Below are 18170 nucleotides of genomic sequence, written 5' to 3'. Positions count from 1 at the left end.
GCGCCTAGTCAGGGGACCGGCGTGGCGATTCCGGGGCTCCTCCGGCGATGCGCAGTTCCGTGCGTCCTTGGGCGTAGCCGCGAATCCACATCGCCCGCTGCGCCTGCTCCCGATCGTCGGCCGGTGCTTTCCACGGACATGAGTCCAGACCGGTTCCGGCGCGGGCGGCTTCGAGTCCTTGCTGCTGGGCGTGGAGAACGTCCTGCGGTCCGAGAATGTCGGCCGGATGCGGCTGGTTCATGCGGTCACCTCTCCCAGGGACTGAGCTTTGGCCGTGCGGGCCGCGTCCTTGTCGGACTCCCGACCGAACCACGAGTACTTCCATTCGGCGTAGGTGATGCGGCTGTTCCTGCCCCACCACGTGCGCAGTTCCTCGCTCGCGTACTTGCGCGCTCGGGAAGCGGGTCCACTGAACAGCTCCTGCGGATCGATACCAGCGGCGAGACCGTCACGGTTGAGAAGCTGACCACGGCAGTCCGCCTCCGCCTGCATGTAGCTCGTGAACACGTACGAGTCGTACTCCTCGCGGCACGCACGCTCCGGCGAGAGTTTCCGGTCCGATCGTCGGGCAGGGTTGGTGAGGGGACTGGCGTCCTCGATCTCGGCCAGTTCTGCGGCCGCGCGTTCGCGCCGTTGCTGTTCCTGCCGGGCTTCCCAGGCGGCGATTTCCGCGTCACGTTGTCGCGCCAGTTCCTCCCGCCACTCGAACGTCGCGACGATCTGTTCCTGAGCGGCCGGATCGTCGTTCAGCTCGCCGAACGCGGCCATCAGCTCATCATCGGTGAGCTTCCACGTCGCGTCCGGGGTGAACTCGGCGGCGCGGCTGGGCGGGGGACTGGCGGCCGCGGCGCGGGCCTTCCACGCGTCCAGCTCGGCCAGGTCGCGCTCCAGCAACGCCACGTGGCGGTCCAGCCGTTCCCAGTCGTGCGACTCGTTTGCGCGGCGGGCGGCGCGGTCGTTGCGGCCGATCCTCTGCCGGATGTTCGCCAGGCGTCTGCGATCCGGATCCGCGTGACCTGGGCACCTCCGCCCGTTCGGCGGCCGCTCATGACGTGCTCGGCACATTTCCAACCCCCTCGCTGCTGATCACTCCCCTGTGTCCTTTGTGTACCTCTCCGGGGACCGGCGCAGTGCTTTAACCAGCGGAAATAGGTAGAAGCGGGCACCTGGGCGTCGTGCACTAGGTGGGGCGGTTGGGTGCTTTCGCTGATGCATCCGGCGACTTCGCCGCTCGACCCTGGACGCCAAGGGGAGTGCGGCCGCCGACGCGGGCGCGGGGGAGTGGTGATCATGCAGTGGAAGCTGTTGGTGCCGGGGCTGGCGCTGGCCACGGTCGGCTCGTTCGGCCTGGCCGTCGAGCACCTGGAGGTGCGGGCGGTCGAGCAGCGCCAGGCCGAGCAGGCGCACGACTACAACGTCTCGGTGATGCTGCCTCGCTCACCGCAGGACGAGGTCATGGTGTTCCACTCGTTGCTCGCGAGGCGGGAGAGCAAGCGGGCGTGCGTCCTGCTGGCCGAGCCGGTCCAGCCGCAGTTCGCGCACGCGCACGGCGCGGCTGACTGCGTGGCCGCGATGGACAAGCTGGCCGCTCAGGTGGTCGACCGTGGCCGCTACGAGATGCCGAACTACGACGCGTCCACGGCGATCAGCGTGCAGGGGAGCCGGGCGTGGGTCGACGCGTGCGCGGTCAACTGGAACACCTTCGCCAGTCCGACGACCGACGCGGGGCCCAGGCTCGGCCGCTGGGAGCTGCTGCGCCAGAACGGCAACGGCTACCTGATCGTCGGGTGGACGCCGTGCCCGCCGTCGACCACCACGGCGAGCACGAGCACCACGGCGAGCACGGCCGCGACGACGAAGGCCGCGCCGACGACCACGAGCAGCACCGGAACACGCTGGTTGCCGACCTACCCGGCGGGCTACCCCGCCGTGCTCGCGCAGGCGATCGGCCGCCGCAACACCGGCGTGTGCGACTCGCTGTTCACCGAGACCGGTCGGGCGCAGTTCGCGCAGGCGTTCGGCGCGTCCACCTGCGCCGACGCGATCACCGCGCTGGCCGCGAAGGTCACCGATGCGGCCAACTACGGCAACCCGCGCGGCGCGGCCGCCATCGCCGGAGCTCCAGGCCACGCCACGGTGGACGCCTGCTCACTCACGTGGATCAGCGCCACCACGGGAACCCGTCCGCCGGGACCACAAATCGGCCGGCTATCGCTCGAAACCCAGGCCGGCGGAATCGGCTACCTGATTGCCGGCTTCCAGTCCTGTTGAGACAGAACTTTTTTCTGGTGTAGAGCCGAAAACAGTCGCACTCTCCCCTTATCTCTGATATATTTAGTGGTGTCAGGCGAGGGATTCGCAGCCCAGACCCCGACACCGCGACAACAGAGACGAAGGGCAAAAGAGATGCAGGCCAACACGCCGAAAATCGAGATCGCCGGGCACCGCGACGCGGACACCGGAGAGATCGACCTCGTGGTCTACGTCGACGGAGAGCAGCAGAACGTGCTGTGGAACATCTTCGACGGCACCCGCTGGGCGAACTTCTCCACCTGCCTGCGCGACGAGGAGGACCGCGTTCCGCGCAGCGCCTGGCGCGGGGCGGTCCGGGAGGTCGCCAGTCAGGGCTCGGTCGCGTTCGCGTCGATGATCAGCGCGTACTCCGAGATCGACGAGGAGACCCTGACCTACGACGACATGCACCCGAGCGCGAACGTGCAGCGTGACGCCGCCACGGTGGAGGACCTCGACCCGGAGCTGTGGTTCGAGGCGGCCAACGCCTCCACCGGCACCACGGGGTTCAGCGCGGCGTACGGAGTGGTCGCGCTGCGGGCGTTTCGCACGTGCGCGGCGGAGTCTGAGCGGGAGAAGGTCGAGGCGGCACTGAGCGCGTACCGCGCCGCCACGCGCTACTTCCGGGCATCGCTGGCCAACACGCTCCAGGGGCTGTTCGCTGACCTGCGGCATTTCGCCGATTCCCGGGAAGCTCCGGATCGAGGCGCGGCCGCACCACACCGACGCCATCGCGTGCGCGATCGGAGAGCTGCTGTACGCGCTGAAGGAGTGCGGGATCACCGTGTGGGCGGAGGAACTGACCGGGGAGAAGGACGTGCCGTGGCGGTCCGGCCTGGCAAAGGATGTGTTCGCCGAGCTTCAGAGCGCCGCGTACCGCAGGTACGTCGAGGAAGTCGTCTCTGAGTCGTAGCCACATCACCGCCGCTGGTGGTGCCAAAAACGGCCGTTTTTGGCACCGCCAGCCCCGCTGCCAGCGCGTTCCATCTCCGCCCGACCTTTTCGCGCTCGCAGGAATGGGGGACTGGCGCATTCCGCCGGCGCCACAGCACTAGGCCGGCGAAATCGCTTCACGAATGGCCGGCCGCCGGACAGAGGCCGAGCAAAAAATTCTTCGATCTAGAGCCAAAAAGGTTCGCATCGTCCCGCTATCTCTGATATATTTTTTGGTGTTGGGAGAGGGATTCGCAGCCCAGACCCCAGCACTCGCGACAACAGAGACGAAGGGCAGAAGAGATGCAGAACGACATGGCGCCGCGGATCGAGATCGCCGGATACCGCGACCCGGCCACCAACACGTTCGAGCTTGTGGTCCTGGTCGACGGCGAGCGGCAGGACGACGTGACGTACATGGTCGTGGACCCGGCCGCGATCACGAGGCCCATGCCGCTGAGCGCCTGGCGCACGGTGGCGTGGAACGCGACTCACCAGGCCTCGACCGGCTTCGCCCACACGATCACTGAGTTCTTCACCAGGGCCGAAGGGGCGCGCGGCGTCGTCTACGACGACATGCACCCGGCGAAGGACGCGCAGCCGGAGGCGGCGTCGGTGGACGAGCTGGACCCGTCGCTGTGGTTCCAGGCGGCGGAGGTCAGCGGGCGCTACGCCGATCGCAGCGCGGCGTGCGCGGCGGTCGCAGTCCGGGTGTTCCACACCACCGACGTCCGGACGCAGGCCCAGGCGGTCAAGGCGATGCTGTCCGCGTACCGGGCGGCATCGGGCACGCAGGGGGAGAGCCTGGCCACGGTGGTGCAGGACCTGCTGACCGACCTGCGGCACTTCGCCGACGCGCGCGGGTTCCGCATCGAGGCGGAGACCAGCGAAGAGGACCTGATCGCCTGCGCCGTCGCGGAGGTCGTGGAGGTGCTGGGAGAGTCCGCCGTCACCACGTGGGCCGATGAGCTGGCGATCATGCCCGGCCTCGCGGTCATGCCGCAGGTCGCGCTGAGCGTGTTCGGGGGCGTGGAGCTGTCCGCGTACCTCGCGTACCACGAGAAGGTCGCTCAGCAGGCCTGAGCACCACGCCGGGAGGGCCGCGCAGGCCCTCCCGGCAACCCAGGGCGCGGCACGGCCGCGCACGTTCACGCGCCGTTTCAGGCGCAGTTCCCGCCTGTCCCAGGGATTCGCAGCCCTGGCCAGGCGGTCCATCGCGACAACACCACGACTCGGGGGAGTCCCATGTACTCGTTCCACGACAACCGGTTCCGCCTGTTCCCGGTGGACGGCCAGACCGATCCGGACCGCCTCACCCGCAGGGTTCCGGCCGTCGATCCCCAGCCCTCGGTCCGGTCGCTCACGGCCGGGCTTGACCTGGCGCTGTGGCTGGGCGACGGGAAGCGGCGCAACGGCAGCAGCCGCGCCGACGTCGAGCACGACAACACGCTGCACGCCGGGTTGGCGCTCACCGCCGTGCACACGTTCGACCAGCTGTTTGCGGAATGGTTCCGCAGCGATGAGGAGGCCGCCGACGCGGCGGTGAGCGCCTACCGCGAAGCCGCGCACCTCGACGGCGAGGAGTTCTCCGCCGTGCTGTGCGAGCTGTTCGCCGCCGCGATGCACCTGATGGACGCGCGCAACCTCGACCTGCACGCCCGTCCGATCAGGGACCCGCTCGTGCTCCAGCTCGGCACGATGCTGCTGTCCCTGGAGCACCTCTGCACGACGAAGTGGGTGGAGCGCCTCGACGGCGAGCGGTTCACGGACATGCTGGCCGCCGCGTGCGCGCACTACTGGGACCAGCTGACCGACGTCGACCCCGACGAGATCGAGCCGACCGAGCCGACCCGCTCGGTGGCGGCGGTGTGGATCGAGCACCACGGCGAGTTCAACCGCATCGAGTGGTGCCTGGACCCGCAGCTGCACCAGGACTCCACGGGCGCGTGCCTGTACTGCCTGCTCATCGAGACCGACGCGGATCGGGCCTGGCCGTGCCCCGGCCTGGAGGCCCACAAGGAGACGCAGTTCAAGAAGATCAACGAGCGCCTGGATCACGGGGGAGTGGAGGCCAGCCAGTTCGAGGTCCCCGCCCGTCTCACCAGCATTGACGAGGTCCTGAGCGAGATCGAGCGGCAGATCCGGGAGGACTGACCAGGGCAAACACCAGGGGAGCGGGCGGCCAGCCTCACCGCCCGTTCCCCCTTGCGCTCTCACTTTATCTCTGATATTTTTTGTGGTGTCAGGCGAGGGATTCGCAGCCCAGACCCCGACACCGCGACAACACGACCGAAAGGCCTCGTCCCGTGCACACCAACACCTTCGCCTCCCGAGTCCTCGCGCTGGCCGTGACGGCCGGCCTGTCGGTGACCAACCTCGACGAGGACCTGGAGACCACGCGGACGGTGCGGGTCTACCTCCACGGACCGCACTGGGAGAGCACGTTCGGCATCGTCTACATCGGACGGAAGTCGGGCAAGCTGCTGCGAGGGTGGCTCCAGCACGGCAACGAGGGCGCCAAGCACCAGCTCGGCAGCGCGACGGCGGTCCGGGCCGCTCTGCGCGCACTCGCGGCGCAGCCGGGCCTGAGCGCGGGGGCGTGATGGCGGTCCCACCCAAGCCCCGGCGGATGTCCGAGAAGCGGTACCGGGAGCTGCACGACTCGGACCCGCAGTACGTCGAGGGTCCGGGGTTCCGCATCAAGACGGCCGGTCTCATCTCGGCCGAGGTCGTCGCCGCGAGTTTCCGCAGGCAGGGGATCGAACCGACCATCCGGCCCGCCACCGAGACCACGGAACCCGCATGACCAGGGGACTTCCCATTTCCCCTTATCTCTGATATATTTTCTTGTGTCAGGCGAGGGATTCGCAGCCCGGACCGGACATCGCGACGACAACCTGGAGCACACCGTGAGCAGCTTGTTCCCCGATCTCGACCCCAAGCCCGCGCCCGAGGCGCCGACCACCGAACCGCTGTTCGACCTGCCCGACGTCGAGCCGGTGGCCCGGCCGGTCGACTACGGCCAGGCCTCCGAGCCGGTGCGCGAGGTGCGCACCACGCCGCTGATCGACCAGGCCCTGACCATGCCCGCGGAGGACGCCGCAGTGCTCGCGTTCGGCTTCGGTCTCGCGGACGGCGACGAGTGATCGCCAACCTGGACGGCGAGCGGGTGCACCTCACCCGCTCCGCCACGGCAACCAGCATCATGCCCGCCACGTTCTTCGTGACCGCGCCGGAATCCGGCCACGAGTACTTGGACCTGCTGCACGCCGGTCAGGTGGTCGCGACGGTCAACACGATCGACTGCCACGTCCGACTGTGGGTCGAGCGCGTGTACGTGACCCCCGAGCATCGCGGGAAGGGGCACGGTCGACAGCTGATGGAGGCCGTGTTCGCCCGGAACCCCGGCCGCACGTTCGCGCTGGCATGCAGCCCGCTGGAGCGGGGCCGGGTGGGCCGTCCCGCCTTGTCCCGCGTCGAGCTGAGGAAGTGGTACGAGCGGCTCGGCTTCAGCCACGACGCGGAGTTGTCCGACGACCTTGCCGAGGTCCTGGTGCGCGCCGCGCGCGGCTGACCTCGGAGCACCGGCTCCCGCCCTGAACGCGAGACGGGGCCGACACGACGCCCGAGGGCGCTTCGCAGGTGTCGACCCCTAATCGCGACAACAACGAGGGCAGTCCCGTGCGGGCAGTCCAGGTTGCTGGCGGTTTGAGTGTAAACGCTGGTCAACACCCCTTCCAATCTCCCCGCATCTCTGATATATTTTGTGGTGTCAGGCGAGGGATTCGCAGCCCGGACCGGACATCGCGACAACTACACAGAGGGGAGTACCTGATGAGGGGAACTTCGGAGATCGTCTCCACCACCATCCTGGCGGCCGGAGAGCAGACCTTGGAAGACCTGGGGACGTCAGGCTGGCACACCGAACGCCGGTCAGTGACCATGATCGTCGGGCCGGTGCTGTACCGGATTTTCAAGCCGGAACTGACCATCGAGCACGTGTTCAGCACGTGGGAGGCGGGCGGGGTCTACCTGCACCGGTTGCCCGAATCGCTCGCACCGGGGGATCTCCAGCGGCGACGCGACGGGAGCCACGCAACCACCGTGGTCAGCCTGACCGCCCTCCCGGCCTGCACGGCAGCGCTCGCGCCGTCACGCACGTTGGGCGGAAAGCCTCACCTGGTCCTGCGGGTCGGCGCGCTCAGCCTGGAGATCAGGGATCAGAGCGCCTACCGGTCCACGATGGACGCTTGGCGACAGGCTCGCGCGCTCGTGCGGCCCGAAGACTGACCAGGTGCCGGGGGCCTCACCAAGAGGCCCCCGGTTTCCGGGCTGTCCACAGGTTCCGGAGTTGTCCACAGGTACGAGTTGTCCACAGATCCAGCCCGGCGAACGCCCTTCCCCTCGGCGATCACGGGATCGTGCAGCACCAGCGCAACAACCCGCAGCACCGCGAAGACCAGGAGGAACAGGACATGCCCAACCACAGGTGGAGCCTCAGCGCCGGCACGACCGGGGACCTGGCGCACGGCAGCGCCGGCGACGTGGCCACCGCGCGCCGGCAGGCGCTCGACGCAGCCGCGGAACTCGTCACCGCCGGCCACGTGGAGCCGTTCGTCCTCATGCTGGACGACGAGCCGGCCGCGCACATCGCGCCGGCGCGCGACGAGGGCGGCCAGGCCCTCGTGACCGACACGCTCGACGTGCTCGCCGGCCTGCGCAGCGACCTGAGCGTGGACGCCTGATGATCCGCGCGGGACGTGACGTCGTCAGCCGCCTCGAGATCGCCGCGTTGCACGGCCAGAGCGAAGCCACGGCGCACAAGAAGAAGCCGTGGGCCCAGGACGGCCACCCGGCGCCGGTGACCACGCGCAAGGCCGCTCAGGGCTACCCGACGCTGTGGGACCGGCAGCAGGCCGAGCAGTTCGCGGCCAGCCTGGAGGTCGAGCCTCTGCCCGAGGAAGACCGGCCGGACGATCTGCTGGACCGGTTCGAGGCCGCCGCGGTGGCCGGCGTGAAGCCCGAGGCCTGGGAGAAGCGCTACCAGAACGGACGCCTGCCCTCTGATGACGAGCGGTGCGGGGTGCCGTTCTGGAACCGCAGCACGGCCGAGCGGGAGCGCGACAATCCGCCGACGCGCGGCCGGCCCTCTGGCACGACCGGAGGCCGGCGTCAGGACGCGCTCGACCTCGAGCAGCGGATTCGCGCGCTGCTGGACGAGGCCGCCGCGGCCGGCACGTCGCTGACCAACCTCGACATCGCCCGACGCCTGGAGGTCCATGTCAACACCGTGGGCAGGCACCTGGCCCGAATCCGTGCCGAGTCGAGCAGCTGATCAGCGGTGGAGCTGGGGACCGGCATCCGAGTGAGGCACTGCTGACCGAACCCGATCAGGGCCCACTTCCACTGTCCCCTTATCTCTGATATATTTAATGGTGTCAGGCGAGAGATTCGCAGCTCAGACCCTGGCACTCGCGACAACGGAAGGAAGTCCCATGCAACACCCCAGGTTCGGCCCGAACCCGACACCGGCGACCCTCGCGCAGATCGAGGCCGTGGACTCGTGGATCAAGGCCCAGACCACGGCGTTCACGACGACCGAGGCCCATCGCGGCATCGGCGGCAGCTTCGGCACGACCTATAAGAGGCTGCGGGAGCTGCGCGACGCGGAGCTGGTGCTCCAGGTGAACGACAGCCCGCACACGCCCACCTGGCTGCACGTCGACCAGCTGGCCCCCGAGGTCGACGCCGAGCCGATCAAGACGAGCCTGGGCGCAGGCGGAACGGACGAGCGGTGAGCGAGAGCAGTCTGGCGCCGGTGGCCGTCAACCTGATCACGCTGGACGGCGCGGACGATCACACCCTGGCCACGTCGCTGGCCGCACTGGACAAGGACACCCGCGACCGACTGCGCCACGCCATGACCGCGCTGAACGAGCGCGACGACATCGACGCCCTGATCGAACTCGTCCACGAGGAACTCGACCCCCGGGAGCCGGTGATCGGTGTGCTGTTCGCCGAGCACCGCGAGTACGACCAGGGCCGGTTCCTCGATGACGCGGGCGTTGTCGCGTTCGCGGACGGCAACACCCGGACCGTCACGTTCACGCGGGCGGACGACCTGCTCAGCGACCTGTTCGGCCCCGTCTCGGACGGGTTCACCGTGGCCCTGGACCTGCGTACCGGGCTGATGTGGGGCGACGCGGGGAGCGATCCGCATCGCGCGTTCCAGGTTGCCGCCCCTGCCGATCGGTCCTGAGCTGCCCACGCCGCCAGACGTCGCGCGCTGTCGGTGCCTTCGGGCACCATCAGCGCGTGGCTGCTGTTCCTGTTGCCGACCCGACGACGGCGATCCTGACCGGGATCGCCATGCACCAGTGCAACAGGTTCGAGGGGCACAACCTGCGGGTGCGCGACTCGAACGTGGTCCACGGTGTCCGACTGGTCGCGTGGCTGGCCGGTCTCCAGCTGCCCGCGCCAGGCTGCGGCCAGGGCTGGAGCGGCGTCGGCCTGGACGAACTGCACCCGACCACCGACGCGGTGACGTGTCACCACTGCCAGCACGCGGACAACCCCCGCAACGCTCCCAGGGGAGCCGTACGACACGGTCAGCTTGAGCTCGACTTCGACCTGGAGCCGGGAGAGCCACCGGCAGAGCCAGGGGAGAGCGCTGGCCAGTTCGGCCAGCCCGAGGAAACGGCCGGCCAGGCCGAACTCGAACTCTCCTGAACCAAGATCATCACAGCACAGCCACCGACTACGGTCGCTGTTCCCGCCACCAGGCCGAACACGACCCGAAGCATCCGAAAACGCCCGTTTTTGCAGCAGAAGGAGCGTCATGAGCATTCTGGGAACCGCCGATCCCGTCAGCGATCCGGCCACCCTTGAGGTAGACGGCATCCTGTGGCGCCCGTCCACCGACGCGCAGGACATGGTCGGGGTCGACTACAAGACCCAGCACGCCTACCAGGCCACGGTGAACGACCTCGTCCACGTGCTGAGCAGCAGGACCATGTACGGCGCCGAAACGCGGCTGGAGTGGTGGTGCGGCGCCCGGCATCTCGACTTCGCCGTCCACCTCGGGCCGCACAGGACGGCCCTGGACGCGGCTCGGTACGTCGCCTCGATCCTCGCCAAACAGCCTGACTTCTTCCTGTCCGAAGACGGCGTGCTCGTGCTCGAGAACGGCGTCTTCGTGGTCCCCGACGCTGACGACGAATACGCATAAGCCGCTGGCCAGCGGCCCTGCCCACGTCGTGCGGTGCGGGACCGGGCGTACCTGCTCGTAATCCGGCGCCGGTACCGTTGCCAGGAGAGCAGGACGGCTCCGACCGGTTGGGGAGGGCGTCGTTGAACGAGGCACAGAAGTTCGGCAAGCGAGTCAGAGAACTTCGCAACGTCCGAGGCTTGACGCTGCGCGAAGCCGGTCCGCTGGCAGGCATGGACCACAGCAACCTCGCGAAGATCGAGCGCGGTGAAGTCAACGTCTCCAGTCGGACCGTGCTGGAGGCCATCGCGACCGCGCTCCAAGTCGCGCCCCACGACTTGCTCGAACAGCCGCTGACGCTCAAGAACCCAGTAGCCGCGGACGCGCACGCGGTGATCGTGGACGTCGAGGACGCGCTGGGCGAGATCGAGCTGGGGGAGCGCCCGGAGGGCGTCGTTCCCCGGCCGGTCGATCAGGTCCTGGCCGACGTCGACCACCTCAACAGGGTCTTGCGTCCGAAGACCGACTACGCGGCGCAGGGCGCCGTCGTTCCGGGGTTGATGCGGGAGCTGTACGCGCTGTTCGCGGACGAACCGTCCCGCGAGGTGTTGCAGGCGCAGCTCGAGGTCATGCACACCGCCGCCGTGCTGTGCAAAAACCTGGGCGTCCGCGGACTTCCGACGTTGGCCGCTCATCACGCGCGCAAGGTGGCCGAGGAACTCGGAGACCCCGCGTGGCTCGCTCTGGCTGCCTGGCTGCGAGGCCACGCGGCCGGTTCGGCCGGCCGATCCCGCCAGTACAAGCTCTCCGTGGACGCGGCCGACCAGCTGACCGGCCATCTGGACGACCCCAACGCCCAGCAGATGTTCGGGATGCTGCACCTCAACGCCGCGCTGGCGGCCGCTGCCGGCCACGCCCCGGACCCCGAGCGCGCGCGGGAGCACCTGGCGGAGGCCGAGGCGATCGCGCAGCGGATGGACGTCGAGGTGGGGGAGTTCGGAAACCTCTACTTCGGCCGGCCGAACGTCGGCGTCTGGAGGGTCACCCTCGCCGCCGAGCTGGGGGAGGGGGCCGGACGGGTGGCTGAACTGGCGCAGGACGTCCACCCAGAGTTGATTCCGTCTGCGGCTCGCGTGGCCATGTACCAGGCCGATCTAGGACGTTCCCTGATCGCGGAGAAGAAGTTCCGCCTGGACGGCGTGCAGGCACTCGTGCGGGCGGAAAGCATTGCGCCGCAACGGATGCACCATCATGTCCTGTTCCGGCAGGCGGTCGCGGGCAACCTGAAGTGGGCCAACCGGAACACCGTCGAAGGCCGTGAACTGCGCAGGCTCGCGTACGTCATCGGCATGGCTGCCCCTACTGGGTGATCTTTGTTCGTGTGGCATCTCATGCCACAAACGCCTTTGGGCTGCTCATAGCCTCACCGTCGTGAATGGAGGACGGCAGGTCGCGCAGCGGGACGCCTTCGGCGGCACCATCGCGACCCCTTTCGCGGAACACGTCGGCGATCTCCCGCGCTGTCGCGGCGGTGCGGGCCAGGAGAACGGCGACGTGTTCCGCGGCTCGGCGGAGTCGTCCCGGTCGGGCAGGACCGGGGCGACAGCCGACGCGTCTTTGACGCCCGCGCTCGTGCCAGCAGCGGAGCTCCAGGTGCTCTTCGCGAGGCTGAAGGCCGGCGGCATGCGCGGAGACCGCGTTGTCGGCGAACGAGACCGATCCGTTCACGTCATCCCGATGCCTGATCTCACGGCGCCGCCGCCCCCGGCGATCACCGCTCTGTGCTCCGAGTCGTTCGGTCCTGGCGAACTCGACCTGGTGGACAACATGCGCGGCGTCGGCTTTCTGCCGTGTGATCAATGCTTCGCCGAGCTGCTCCTGCGCACCAAGAACCCTCAGTAGCTCGCTTCAGCCCCCTCCCCAAAATCCCGGCCTGGGTACCGCCCCTCTCCCCCCTCGGCGCGGTGCCCAGGCCGGACCTCTATCGGAAGACCAGCGCCCCTCATGCCCGCACGGAGAGTCCTGCTAGCTGCGGTGTGCGCCGCGATCACCTTCGGTGTGCTCGTGGCGTACGGCCCGACCCCGTGGGTGCTGGTGTCCGTGCTGATCGTCGGCGTCGTGGTGTTCGTGGTCGTTCGCGTCACGTGATGAAGCACCAGCCAGACCAGCAAGTCCTGTTCGTACGAAGGGTGTTCAGCGGCAGTGAAGGCGTCCTACGTCCCCGCTCTGCGTCGTGGCCTGGCGCTGCTCGACGCGCTCGCGCGCAGACCCGAACCGACGTCCGCCACGTGTCTCGCGGCGGACGTCGGGCTTCCTCGCTCGACCACCTATCACCTGCTCAACGAGCTTGTGCGGGCTGGATTCGTCACGCACTGCTCGGTGAAGAACCGCTACGGGCTGGGCCCGACCGCGCTGAACGTCGGCGTGCGGCACCTGCGCCACACCGGGCGTAGCGTCCAGGTGCTCGTGACGTCCGACAGCGCCGGCGCCTACGGCGTGCTGTGCGCGGCGGGGGAGGAGGGCGACGTGGCACGCAAGGACGCCGTCGACCTGCTCACCGCCGAACTCGGCCGGCAGTGGCGCGCGAAGACGAACCCGGCCGGTGCCACCGTCCTCGACCTCGTCCAGGCCTGGCGCCAGGAGCCCCGCAACCAGCAGCTGCTCGACGTCCTCGGCTCCGTCTCCGAAAGCGAGCGGGCGGAGCTGGTCGACGGCCAGGACTACGCGCTCGGCCAGCTGCTCGGGTACCTGCGCACGGGGGAGCTGCGGCTGGTGCGGGTCGCCCTGGGCGACACCGCCGCGAAGCGGCGACCGAGCCCGCACTCGTTGCGCGTTGTCCGTCCCGAGGACTGCAAGGTGCACGTCGCCGTCGACGACCGCCCGTTCCTCAAGTTCGAATCGGGTTTCAGCAGCTACACGGCTCAGCGGCTGTGGTCGGCGGAACCGAAGCAGCCGCGCCCGTTGACGACCCCGTCCACGATTCCGCTGGAATGCGGGCCCGTCAGCCCGATGACGACGCTCGAACACGTCTGGGGGCAGACGGCCGTGGCTCGCTGGGTCGAAGGCTCTGCGGAGCTGGTGGTCCTGGTGACACATCCGCCGGGCACGATCCTGCGGCAGCAGCACGCGCACCAGTTGCTCGACCTTCTCCAGAACACCTCTGGGGCGCTGTGACCAGGAGGAACAAGTCGGTGCCGGCGCCCGAACTACCGGGGGTCGACGTGTCGATCCCCAGCGCTGCCAGGGTCTACGACTACCTGCTCGGCGGAGGCCACAACTTCGCCTCCGATCGCCTGCTCGTGGAAAAGATCATGAAGGTGCAGCCCGGCGTGGCTCGTATCGCCCGGGAGAACCGGGCGTTCATGCGGCGGGCGGTGCTGTTCATGGTGGAGAACGGGGTCCGGCAGTTCCTCGACCTGGGTTCGGGCATCCCGACCGTGGGCAACGTGCACGAGATCGCCCAGTCCGAAGCTCCGGACTCACGCGTGGTCTACGTCGACCGTGATCCCGTCGCCGTCTCGCACAACCAGTTGCTGCTGGCGGGCAACGACTACACCGCCATCGTGGCCGCCGACGTCACCCACGTTGACGATGTGCTCGACGCCGAGCCTGCCCGGCTGCTCGACTTCACCCAGCCTGTCGGGCTGCTGGCCATCACCACCGCCCACTTCATCGCCCCCGAAGCCGACCCCAGGGCCCTGTTCGCCCGCTACCGCAATGCGCTGCCTGCGGGCAGCTTCTTCGCCCTCACCCACCTGACGGACGACTTTGACTTCATCCGTGGTGAGGAGATCGTCAGCACGATGAAGACCAGCTGTGATCACGTGTTCCCGCGGACGCGTGATGAAGTGCTGGCGCTGTTCAGCGGCTACGAGCTGGTCGAGCCGGGTCTGGTCACCACCTCAAGCTGGCGGCCGGACGGCGAGCCGACCGGCGAGCAGGACACCGAGCAGGACGGCCTGTACGCCGGTGTCGCACGGCGCCCGTGACGCCAGGCTGTCCGACCCGCACCAACGCCGGCACCGGCCGATCGAGAACGAGGAACTGCTTTCCGTGTCCGCCGAACCCCTCACCGAGGACCTGCTCCGCATCTCGCTGAAGCGGCTGGCTGGCGTCGTCGCACAGAGCCATCCGGAGTTCGGCGGTGTGCTGGTCCAGCACCTCATGAAGACGTGCGGGATGCTCCCGGACGCGGAGCGTGCGGCGCACTTCGAGGAACTCGGCACGCTGCTTATCGATCTTGGACGTCTGTACGTCGCGGAGTCGGAAGTGCTCCGTGCCCCGGCCCAGGAATCCGTGTCGGACGGTGACGACGGGGACAGGCCGACGCTGCTGCGGGCGGTTGCTGACCTGCACGTCTCCAGCGACGAACCACCTGTCAGGGACGAACCCTCTGCCGGCTGATTCGCACGGCCGCTCACCCTCACGGCGCCGTCTCGGCGCAGCTAGGTACCCGCTCTCGGTTGTTCCACCGATGTGACACCGGAGGCGGTCCCGCAACCCTGACCTGGGGGTTTTCCACCATCCGTGGAGCTCCAGGGGGATGGGGACAGCGGTCCCTCTCCGGAGCGCGAGGGGAGAGGTTCATGCAGCTCGTGGGGGTCGATTGGACGGGCCGGCGAGCGACCGCTGCGGTGTGGACGCGCGCGGGCGCCGTCGTGCTGCTCGTGCTGTACCTGGTCGCGGCCGCCGCCGATCCAGGGTTCTGGAGGCCGTCGCGGCGCCGCAGGGCCACCGCGGAGACCGGCCGGTGAGGCCGGTGCAACGCCTTCTCCTCACGCCACCGCCGCCGCACAAGGTGATCCGGCCTGCACCACGGCCGATCCGTCGTCGTCATCAGGGGGAGCACGTGCACTACGACACCAAGCAGTTGCGCAACCACGCCGAGCACTTCGCGCGCATGGGCGCCAGCGCCGTGCGGGAACGGCTCAGGCGGCCGGGGGCCACCGACGCGCGTACCAAGAGTTCGGCCACCGACTACGTGACCGTGTGCGACACGACGTCGGAGGCCGCGATCCGTGAAGCAGCACGTGAGACGTGGGGAGATGCCGTCGACTACAGCTTCGTTGGTGAGGAAGGCGGCGCCGAGCCGGCCAGGCCCGGCGCGCTCCAGCTGATCGTTGATCCGGTCGACGGGACCGCGAACCTGCGCAGTGGAGCTCCAGAGTTCGGGGTGTCCGTCGCCATCGCCGCGGACGGGTTAGTCCTGGCCGGCGCGGTCGCCGAGCCGGTGAGTGGCCGGCTCTACTCGGCGGCACGCGGCCACGGCGCGCTGCTCTACGACCCGAACGTGGTCCACCAGTCGCGGCCGCTCCAGGCCCGTGTCGGGCGTCCGCTCGCGGAGCGTCTGCTGGCCACCGGGTTCTCCTACCTCGCCGACGAGCGCGTGCCGCAGGCGCAGGTGGTGGCGCGGATGATCGACCAGGTGGAGGACGTTCGCCGCGGTGGCAGTGCCGTGATGGACCTGTGCCGGGTCGCGCAAGGCGTCCTCGGTGCCTACTACGAGCACCACCTGCACGTCTGGGACTGGTCAGCGGGTCTGCTGATCTGCGAGGAAGCCGGGGCGGTGGTCAGCTGGCCCGGCACCGGCGGACCAGCCGCGCACCTCGGCGACCCCATCGTGGCGTGCGCGCCCGAGATCGCGGACGACTTCCTGCGGCTGCTCAAGGAAGCCGGGGCGGCCGGGCTCGCGCGGCGCGTCGAGGACGTACAGCCGGAGTGGGTGACCGCGCATGCATCGTGACGCCGTTCCCGCTGGGAAGACGGCCGGGGCGCTGGCCCTGCGCCTGGTCCAGGTCGTCGTCGGCACGGCGCTGATGGGGCTCGCGGTCGCGGTGCTGGTCCGCAGCGCGCTGGGGCTGCTGCCCCTCGACGTCCTGCACCGCGCGACCGGTGATCGCGTGGGCTGGACCATCGGCGGAGCGATCATCGCCGTGCAGTCGTTTGTGCTGGTCATCAACCTGTCGCTAGGGGTTCGTCCTGGTGTCGGCACGGTCGCGTCCGTCGTGGTGCCCGCCGTCGTGGCCGACGCCGCGCTGACCGTGCTGCCCGTGCCGGACGTGCTGTGGTTGCGGGTGGCGGGCCTGGTGCTCGGTGGTGTGCTGTTCGCTCTCGGAACGAGCCTGTACCTGGCCGCGGGACTCGGCGGGCTGCCCCGGGACGGGCTGATGCTCGAAATCGCCCGGCGCACCAGCTGGGGGTTGGCGCGGATCCGCGTCGCCGCCGATCTGCTCTGCCTGACCGCCGGGGTGCTGATCATCAACCCGGTCCTGGCGGTGCGGACGGGGACGCTCGGAGTCGGAAGCGTGGTGCTGGCCCTGCTGCTGGGGCCCGCGATCGCCCGTTTGCTGCCGGCGTTCTCGCGCCGGCAGCAGGTCGAGGCGGAGGTGAGCCGGTGATGCGGTCCTACGTCGTGATGATCGCCGGGCCTGATCAGACCGGATTGCGCGGCAAGCTGGAGAGCTGGCTACGCGGGCACGGCGCGCGGCTGGGCACCAATGTCCGGGCGTTCAGCGACTCGCACCGGGCGGTGGCGTATGTGCGGATCGAGTTCGCGTGTCTGACCGAGCTGGACGCGCTCCTGCTCGACCTCGAGACGCACGCGGCGTACTGGTCGCTGGAGGCCTGGCAGGTTCAGGCACTGGACCGGCCGCGAATCCTCGTCCTGGCCAGCCTGGTCGACCACTGCGTGCACGAGCTGCTGGCGCAGCACCAGGCCGGGCACCTGGACGGCGACGTCGTCACGGTCGCGTCCAACCACCTGCGACTCCAGGCGCTGACCGAGGTCTACGGCGTGCCGTTCGCACACATCAACTGGCCGACCGACGCGGACGGCGCCGCGGCCGCGCACGCCGAGCTGGAGCAGCTGATCAAGGAAACAGCCGCGGACATGGTGGTGATGGCCCGCTTCATGCAGGTCCTGCCCGCGCAGCTGTGCCAGCTGGTGCCAGTGATCAACGTCCACCACGACGACACCCTGAGGTTCGCCGGCGCGAACCCGTACGCACGCGTGCGGGAACGGGGAGCACGCACGATCGCGGCCACCGCCCACTACGCGACCGAGGTCCTGGACGCCGGCCAGATCATCACCCAGGAGTTCCGCAGCGTCGACGGGCTCGGCCCGGCGCCTTCCACCCGGGACCTGAGTGTTGCGGGCCGCCAGGTCGAGGTCGCCGCGCTGCTCACGGCCGTGGGCAGGCATGCCCGCGGGGAGGTGCTGGTCTGCGGCGGCCGCACCGTCCACATCCCCGCCTAGGCGGGCGCAACTCGGGGAGGGGTCGCCCGTTCAGGGCGTCCTTCCCCGAGTTCAGTGGTCTTTGCCCATAGAGCTTTCGATCACCGTTGACCTGCGCCGATGCTGGTCACATGTTGAACGGAAAGATCTTCTACGGCGACAACGGACGACGTGCGGAACTCGGCGGCATGCCCGGTGCGGAGAACTGGGCGCTGGTATTCGAGATCAACCCGCCCCAGGGAACCGCGCAGTTGCTCAGCATGGGTCGGCGCCGGGGGAGCAGGAGCAACGTCCGGCCTCCCTCGAAGAGGTTCCTGACGTGGGCTGCACGGCAGGTCGGGCGGCTCGACGTCGGCGGGGTGGACATGGGGATCGAGATGGCTGCGCTGCTCATGGTCCCGCCGTTCGGGCGTGGCAACGCGGAGGCCAAGGCCCGCACGGTGGCCACGATCTACCGTCTCGCGCTGCAACAGGGCTTGTGGCCGCGCCCGACGCTGGCCGACG

Annotated in this window: 28 protein-coding genes; 26 read left to right on the top strand and 2 right to left on the bottom strand. The window is 69.2% G+C overall.

Translation table 11 applies throughout. The annotated features are described in order from the left end of the window. Window positions 1-4: 4 nt before the first annotated feature. Both ACVDFE_RS00140 and ACVDFE_RS00135 read right to left on the bottom strand, forming a co-directional pair. Window positions 5-241, bottom strand: coding sequence for an Rmf/CrpP fold protein (locus ACVDFE_RS00140; RefSeq protein ID WP_458429157.1), 237 nt, complete (start codon window positions 239-241; stop codon window positions 5-7). Continuing rightward, window positions 238-900, bottom strand: coding sequence for a hypothetical protein (locus ACVDFE_RS00135; protein ID WP_458429156.1), 663 nt, complete (start codon window positions 898-900; stop codon window positions 238-240). Before ACVDFE_RS00135 ends, ACVDFE_RS00140 begins: the two co-directional genes overlap by 4 nt. A 390-nt stretch (window positions 901-1290) precedes the next feature. On the opposite strand from ACVDFE_RS00135, the gene ACVDFE_RS00130 reads away from it, so the two are divergent. The 26 genes from ACVDFE_RS00130 to ACVDFE_RS00005 form a co-directional block, all read left to right on the top strand. After that, window positions 1291-2271 carry a hypothetical protein gene (locus ACVDFE_RS00130; protein WP_458429155.1) on the top strand — a complete coding sequence of 327 codons (981 nt, stop codon included), beginning with the start codon at window positions 1291-1293 and terminating at the stop codon, window positions 2269-2271. A 66-nt stretch (window positions 2272-2337) separates the two neighbouring features. Continuing rightward, window positions 2338-3198, top strand: a complete 861-nt coding sequence (locus ACVDFE_RS00125; protein ID WP_458429154.1) for a hypothetical protein — start codon at window positions 2338-2340, stop codon at window positions 3196-3198. A 330-nt stretch (window positions 3199-3528) separates the two neighbouring features. Next, window positions 3529-4308 carry a hypothetical protein gene (locus ACVDFE_RS00120; protein ID WP_458429153.1) on the top strand — a complete coding sequence of 260 codons (780 nt, stop codon included), beginning with the start codon at window positions 3529-3531 and terminating at the stop codon, window positions 4306-4308. Between the two features lie 162 nt (window positions 4309-4470). Next, window positions 4471-5379, top strand: a complete 909-nt coding sequence (locus ACVDFE_RS00115) for a hypothetical protein (RefSeq protein ID WP_458429152.1) — start codon at window positions 4471-4473, stop codon at window positions 5377-5379. 152 nt (window positions 5380-5531) lie between these two features. Then, complete coding sequence (locus tag ACVDFE_RS00110; protein ID WP_458429151.1) at window positions 5532-5828, top strand: hypothetical protein; 297 nt, start codon at window positions 5532-5534, stop codon at window positions 5826-5828. A 26-nt stretch (window positions 5829-5854) separates the two neighbouring features. Then, window positions 5855-6031 (top strand): hypothetical protein, encoded by a 177-nt coding sequence (locus tag ACVDFE_RS00105; RefSeq protein ID WP_458429150.1) that lies wholly within the window; start codon window positions 5855-5857, stop codon window positions 6029-6031. A gap of 103 nt (window positions 6032-6134) precedes the next feature. Continuing rightward, window positions 6135-6371 (top strand): hypothetical protein, encoded by a 237-nt coding sequence (locus ACVDFE_RS00100; RefSeq protein ID WP_458429149.1) that lies wholly within the window; start codon window positions 6135-6137, stop codon window positions 6369-6371. Next, window positions 6368-6799 carry a GNAT family N-acetyltransferase gene (locus ACVDFE_RS00095; protein ID WP_458429148.1) on the top strand — a complete coding sequence of 144 codons (432 nt, stop codon included), beginning with the start codon at window positions 6368-6370 and terminating at the stop codon, window positions 6797-6799. The genes ACVDFE_RS00100 and ACVDFE_RS00095 overlap by 4 nt, the downstream gene beginning before the upstream one ends. A 260-nt stretch (window positions 6800-7059) precedes the next feature. Further along, window positions 7060-7515: a hypothetical protein gene (locus ACVDFE_RS00090; protein WP_458429147.1), complete on the top strand. Its 456-nt coding sequence runs from the start codon at window positions 7060-7062 to the stop codon at window positions 7513-7515. Window positions 7516-7646: 131 nt separating this feature from the next. Continuing rightward, window positions 7647-7970 carry a hypothetical protein gene (locus ACVDFE_RS00085; protein ID WP_458429146.1) on the top strand — a complete coding sequence of 108 codons (324 nt, stop codon included), beginning with the start codon at window positions 7647-7649 and terminating at the stop codon, window positions 7968-7970. Beyond that, the gene (locus ACVDFE_RS00080; RefSeq protein ID WP_458429145.1) at window positions 7970-8560 is read left to right on the top strand and encodes a hypothetical protein; all 591 of its coding nucleotides are present in this window, start codon (window positions 7970-7972) and stop codon (window positions 8558-8560) included. Before ACVDFE_RS00085 ends, ACVDFE_RS00080 begins: the two co-directional genes overlap by 1 nt. A 160-nt stretch (window positions 8561-8720) precedes the next feature. After that, window positions 8721-9023, top strand: coding sequence for a hypothetical protein (locus ACVDFE_RS00075; protein ID WP_458429144.1), 303 nt, complete (start codon window positions 8721-8723; stop codon window positions 9021-9023). Window positions 9024-9043: 20 nt separating this feature from the next. Beyond that, entirely contained in the window at window positions 9044-9484 is a 441-nt protein-coding gene (locus ACVDFE_RS00070; RefSeq protein ID WP_458429143.1) for a hypothetical protein, read from the top strand. A gap of 56 nt (window positions 9485-9540) precedes the next feature. Continuing rightward, window positions 9541-9954 (top strand): hypothetical protein, encoded by a 414-nt coding sequence (locus ACVDFE_RS00065; RefSeq protein ID WP_458429142.1) that lies wholly within the window; start codon window positions 9541-9543, stop codon window positions 9952-9954. Between the two features lie 109 nt (window positions 9955-10063). Then, complete coding sequence (locus ACVDFE_RS00060; RefSeq protein ID WP_458429141.1) at window positions 10064-10453, top strand: hypothetical protein; 390 nt, start codon at window positions 10064-10066, stop codon at window positions 10451-10453. 77 nt (window positions 10454-10530) lie between these two features. After that, window positions 10531-11802 (top strand): helix-turn-helix domain-containing protein, encoded by a 1272-nt coding sequence (locus ACVDFE_RS00055; RefSeq protein ID WP_458429140.1) that lies wholly within the window; start codon window positions 10531-10533, stop codon window positions 11800-11802. A 61-nt stretch (window positions 11803-11863) separates the two neighbouring features. Next, window positions 11864-12334: a hypothetical protein gene (locus tag ACVDFE_RS00050; protein WP_458429139.1), complete on the top strand. Its 471-nt coding sequence runs from the start codon at window positions 11864-11866 to the stop codon at window positions 12332-12334. 102 nt (window positions 12335-12436) lie between these two features. Beyond that, window positions 12437-12580, top strand: coding sequence for a hypothetical protein (locus ACVDFE_RS00045; RefSeq protein ID WP_458429138.1), 144 nt, complete (start codon window positions 12437-12439; stop codon window positions 12578-12580). Between the two features lie 54 nt (window positions 12581-12634). After that, window positions 12635-13606, top strand: a complete 972-nt coding sequence (locus ACVDFE_RS00040; protein WP_458429137.1) for a helix-turn-helix domain-containing protein — start codon at window positions 12635-12637, stop codon at window positions 13604-13606. A gap of 17 nt (window positions 13607-13623) precedes the next feature. Beyond that, complete coding sequence (locus tag ACVDFE_RS00035) at window positions 13624-14421, top strand: SAM-dependent methyltransferase (protein WP_458429136.1); 798 nt, start codon at window positions 13624-13626, stop codon at window positions 14419-14421. Continuing rightward, entirely contained in the window at window positions 14402-14836 is a 435-nt protein-coding gene (locus tag ACVDFE_RS00030) for a hypothetical protein (protein WP_458429135.1), read from the top strand. Before ACVDFE_RS00035 ends, ACVDFE_RS00030 begins: the two co-directional genes overlap by 20 nt. A 182-nt stretch (window positions 14837-15018) precedes the next feature. Beyond that, window positions 15019-15186, top strand: a complete 168-nt coding sequence (locus tag ACVDFE_RS00025; protein ID WP_458429134.1) for a hypothetical protein — start codon at window positions 15019-15021, stop codon at window positions 15184-15186. 95 nt (window positions 15187-15281) lie between these two features. Then, complete coding sequence (locus ACVDFE_RS00020) at window positions 15282-16175, top strand: inositol monophosphatase family protein (protein WP_458429133.1); 894 nt, start codon at window positions 15282-15284, stop codon at window positions 16173-16175. Beyond that, complete coding sequence (locus tag ACVDFE_RS00015) at window positions 16165-16830, top strand: YczE/YyaS/YitT family protein (RefSeq protein ID WP_458429132.1); 666 nt, start codon at window positions 16165-16167, stop codon at window positions 16828-16830. Before ACVDFE_RS00020 ends, ACVDFE_RS00015 begins: the two co-directional genes overlap by 11 nt. After that, window positions 16830-17687 (top strand): formyltransferase family protein, encoded by an 858-nt coding sequence (locus ACVDFE_RS00010; RefSeq protein ID WP_458429212.1) that lies wholly within the window; start codon window positions 16830-16832, stop codon window positions 17685-17687. The genes ACVDFE_RS00015 and ACVDFE_RS00010 overlap by 1 nt, the downstream gene beginning before the upstream one ends. A gap of 110 nt (window positions 17688-17797) precedes the next feature. After that, on the top strand, window positions 17798-18170 hold a 373-nt coding region (locus tag ACVDFE_RS00005; protein ID WP_458429131.1), incomplete at its 3' end, for a hypothetical protein.

The organism is Lentzea chajnantorensis, assembly GCF_054300775.1.
The sequence above is the reverse complement of the archived record's forward strand: the minus strand, read 5'-3'. Positions and strand labels throughout refer to the sequence as shown.